General features: G+C 50.2%; 4 protein-coding genes and 1 pseudogene. 1 reads left to right on the top strand and 4 read right to left on the bottom strand.

Annotation, left to right across the window (positions count from 1 at the left end):
* The 4 genes and pseudogenes from H6F43_RS04955 to H6F43_RS04940 form a co-directional block, all read right to left on the bottom strand.
* On the bottom strand, nt 1-762 hold a 762-nt coding region (locus tag H6F43_RS04955), incomplete at its 3' end, for a TolC family protein (protein WP_190341248.1).
* A gap of 524 nt (nt 763-1,286) precedes the next feature.
* On the bottom strand, nt 1,287-1,688 hold the full coding sequence (locus H6F43_RS04950; protein WP_190341246.1) for a biopolymer transporter ExbD: 402 nt from the start codon (nt 1,686-1,688) through the stop codon (nt 1,287-1,289).
* Nucleotides 1,675-2,319 carry a MotA/TolQ/ExbB proton channel family protein gene (locus H6F43_RS04945; protein ID WP_190341243.1) on the bottom strand — a complete coding sequence of 215 codons (645 nt, stop codon included), beginning with the start codon at nt 2,317-2,319 and terminating at the stop codon, nt 1,675-1,677. The genes H6F43_RS04950 and H6F43_RS04945 overlap by 14 nt, the downstream gene beginning before the upstream one ends.
* Before the next feature lie 91 nt (nt 2,320-2,410).
* Nucleotides 2,411-2,751, bottom strand: a pseudogene (locus H6F43_RS04940) (Uma2 family endonuclease); the annotation flags it as partial.
* Nucleotides 2,752-2,948: 197 nt separating this feature from the next.
* Between H6F43_RS04940 and H6F43_RS04935 the strand changes: the two are divergent.
* Nucleotides 2,949-3,425 carry an SMI1/KNR4 family protein gene (locus H6F43_RS04935; protein WP_190341241.1) on the top strand — a complete coding sequence of 159 codons (477 nt, stop codon included), beginning with the start codon at nt 2,949-2,951 and terminating at the stop codon, nt 3,423-3,425.
* Nucleotides 3,426-3,555: the final 130 nt, after the last annotated feature.

The raw sequence follows: 3,555 nt of genomic DNA, 5'->3' as shown, positions 1-3,555 counted from the left end.
ATTCATGCGCGGCTGCATTAGTGTGGACCCTAGCGCGATCGGAACCCGATTCTCGAAGGCTCCTAACGAAACCTGTGCAGAACTAAAGTTTGCTTTTGCCTGGCGCACTTCGGCTTCAGCGGCTTGCCACAGCGATCGCGTCTGATCGACCTTCTGCTGTGAGATCGCTCCGGCAGCGTGCAGTTGCCGATAGCGGTCGAAGTCCGATCTGGCGGCACTCGCTTTTGCTGTCGCGGCTTCGATCGCGGCTTGTTCATGCTGCAACGACTTCTGAGCGATCGCCACCTTGGCATCCTTTAGGGAATCGTCGGTACCCTGAACCTCCTGAAACTGGCGCTGCAACAGTGCCAGCGAGTTGACGGCGTTCGTTAACTGAGTCTCAGTGGTATTAACGTCACTTTGAATCTGCAACAGGTTTTGCGTTTCCTGGGCGCCGGGTTCAATTCGAGCCAGCACTTGACCTGCTTTGATGGGTGCGCCCGGTTGGGCATAGAACGCCTTGATTTTGCCATTGATGGGTACGCGCAGCGGAAGGGTTCGTCCGTTGATGACTCCAGTTTCCACCGTTAGATGAGTTAATCGGTAGCTGAGTGTGGCGGCTCCAACCGCAGCCGCAGCAATGCCTAGTGCGACGCAGGAAGAGGCGATTACAGCTCGCTTCCATTGGTTTGGCTTACGGTCTATGGGCGGCTTCTGCGGAATGGTGGGCTGTGGCAGAGACAGCTTGCCCGTACTTGAGGACTGAGGCGAAAAATCTAACATGGCACATGCTTTGATGACTGGTGCAAGATCTGTAAACCGTAGAGTTTCTGAGAACGATCAGCGAATTCTGGTTCGTCCAACTGGGAGCACTAACTGTAAGAAACCGTGCGGCTACGGAAGCTCTTGCCCCGAGGGGCTAGTCTTCAGCGAATAACTAAGGAAGTTTTGACTCAGATGTTTGACAGGTACAGCAGCATGAATTTCTGCTGGTACCTACAGGTAAACACGCAAATAGCTGATAACTTTATGAACCAGAGAGCGCAAGACAAAACTAAATCCGGGTTAACCGCAATGTAATCCGAAGTAAAGGTTGAAGTAAAGCTAACAAGTGAAGGGCAGGTAAATCCTTGGTAAAAGGATTGTGAAGATTGTTACACCTTCCCTGATTGAGGTTGACAAGTGGCGTAAGTTCTATCCTCTGGCAGAAGACTTTTAAAAAATCCACTGATTAACCAGCCGCACGTAAATTGCTGAAGAATTATACGAGCAGGGGTTAACAGGATGTTAAGCGGTTTAAGCCGCTACTAAGGGCGCTGAGCTGCGATCGCTAGCCGAACTCCTGGAATTGTCCGCAGTTGATCCATGACGGTAATGACGCGCCCGTGGCTGACCCGCTCATCGGCATTCACCACCACCAGCGCTTGAGCATTGGCTCCCATAAGAGCCCGCACCCGCGTTTTTAGGTCACCAACCTCAGCAGGTTGACGGTTCAAGCTCAACTGTCCCTTAGCGTCGATCGTCACGGAAATTTGACTTTGCGGCTGCTGCTCTGCGGTTGCCGCGTTCGGCAAATTCACGGGTAGCCCCGCCGATTGCGTCAGGTACAGACTCGACATCACGAAAAAGGTCAGAATTGCAAAGATCACATCGATCATTGGCACGATATTGATCTGCGGTGGAATATCGGGTTCGTCAGGTAGCCGCATAGGGAACTTCTCCATGCTCGTAGCGACGGCGGTATAGCAGCTCAATCTGTCCGCCGTATTCTTGAATTAGGGCGATTTGCCTCAGGTACAGTCCGCGAAACGTATTTGCAAACAGCAGCGTGACGATCGCCACAATTAGACCAGATGCTGTGGACACTAACGCCTCACTGATCCCAGCACTGACTCCAACGCTGCTTGCACCACCCACTTGACCAATCCGCAGCGAGGCGAAGGAGGTAATCAGTCCGAGTACGGTGCCTAGCAGTCCTAGCAGGGGCGATAGACTGATGATTGTCTCAAACACCGTGTTGAATCGCTTCAGTAGCGGTAACTCTGCCTGAGCAGCACTTTCCAGCGCTAGTCGAAATTCTTCAGGCTTGGGACGATCGAGTTCCAGTGCCGCCAAAAAGATGCGAGCGATCGGCACATCGGTACTCTGCTCCAGTTTTAAAATGGCTGCACGAGGACTGCGCTTGTACAAATCCAATACTTCTCGCACTAGCGCATCTTGTCGCGCTACCCGAATCCAAAAGTTAATCCGCTCTAAGATTAGCGCCACCGCCAGGATCGAAAATCCTAGCAGCGGAAACATCACCACACCCCCAGCGGCAAACAGGTTTTGAAACGGCATGAAACGGAAGCGAAATAGTTCTCCAATAGCTTAGCAGCTAGGGATCTGTACGGACGATCGCGAAGCAACTCTGAGAGAGAATCGCCACGGTTCAGTATCTCGACAGCAGCAGCTCAAATCCTGGAAGCACCGCTTCATCCGACAATTCAGCGGGCAGTGGTCGCACTTCAACCGACTGATTCGAGCGATAAATCTCTACCTGCTGCTCCTGTGGATTGATCAGCCAAGCGAGACGAACACCATTCTCCAAGTATTCCTGCATTTTGGCTTGTAGCGACGACAGCTCATCGGTTGCAGAACACAACTCGATGACAAAATTCGGGGCGATCGGCGGAAACTTCTGCTGCTGCTCAGGCGTTAGAGTGTTCCAGCAATCGCGCTGAATCCAGGAGGCAGCTTAAACACTGTAGAGGAGCTAAAGACGGCTCCTAGTCCTGCTTAGACAAAACGATTAGAGTGTGTCAGTCCCCGGATTTTCACCGAGAGAAAACCTTGCAGAGACTAGGCAGACCTAATCATAAAGCAGTGGTTAGAGAAGTTTCCAAAACTCAAAATTGTTGAGGTTTCTCATGGACCACGCTACCTACCCGCGAAAGAGGCAGATTTAAGTAAGGTAGAGGATTTTACCAATGTACTTAGATAAGGCAAAAGAAAGTTTTACAAGGCTTAGCCAAATTAGCCGCGTATCTAGGGAGGCTTGTCCCTGTACTTTAGATGAGGTACAGGAGCTTGAAAATTCTCTTGGATTACCCCTTGCAAAAGCCTACAAGGAATTTCTTTTATGGGCAGGAGAAAATGGTGGGTATTTCTCGTCAGATAGAGCAAATTGGCAACATGTTCGAAGAAATCGAGAAGATGCATTAGAGATAATGCAAGAAGACGGTGTGTCAGAAGATTTGCTACCCAGGGATGCCATTGTTTTTGTTGTTTATCACGGAGGCTCTCGCTTTGCATTTATTCGCGCCTCTGAGGGAGACGATCCTCCTGTTCATGAGTATTGTGAAACTTTTGATTCAATTGGAATTAGATGGAATTTTGCCCGGAATCTTGATGAGTACTGTGTTAGGCGAATAAAAGGATCAATTAGAGCTCTTAATGGTGATTAGCATAATGCGAACAAGGACTTAGTGGAAGTAGAGATAGATGTTTAGCCGTTAGCTTGAGGACCGCTGTCTCCACCTACGGGTGCCATGATGATTAAGGTTCCTTCCGCTGTCTGTTCAAACTGCAATTCCC

It is taken from the genome of Leptolyngbya sp. FACHB-36, from assembly GCF_014695955.1.
In the GTDB taxonomy this organism is placed as follows: domain Bacteria; phylum Cyanobacteriota; class Cyanobacteriia; order Leptolyngbyales; family Leptolyngbyaceae; genus FACHB-36.
The sequence above is the reverse complement of the archived record's forward strand: the minus strand, read 5'-3'. Positions and strand labels throughout refer to the sequence as shown.

What these genes read in the sequence shown, in the direction of transcription:
- H6F43_RS04950 (WP_190341246.1), bottom strand. Translation starts at nt 1,688, where the DNA reads ATGCGGCTACCTGACGAACCCGATATTCCACCGCAGATCAATATCGTG.
- H6F43_RS04945 (WP_190341243.1), bottom strand. Translation starts at nt 2,319, where the DNA reads ATGCCGTTTCAAAACCTGTTTGCCGCTGGGGGTGTGGTGATGTTTCCG.
- H6F43_RS04935 (WP_190341241.1), top strand. Translation starts at nt 2,949, where the DNA reads ATGTACTTAGATAAGGCAAAAGAAAGTTTTACAAGGCTTAGCCAAATT.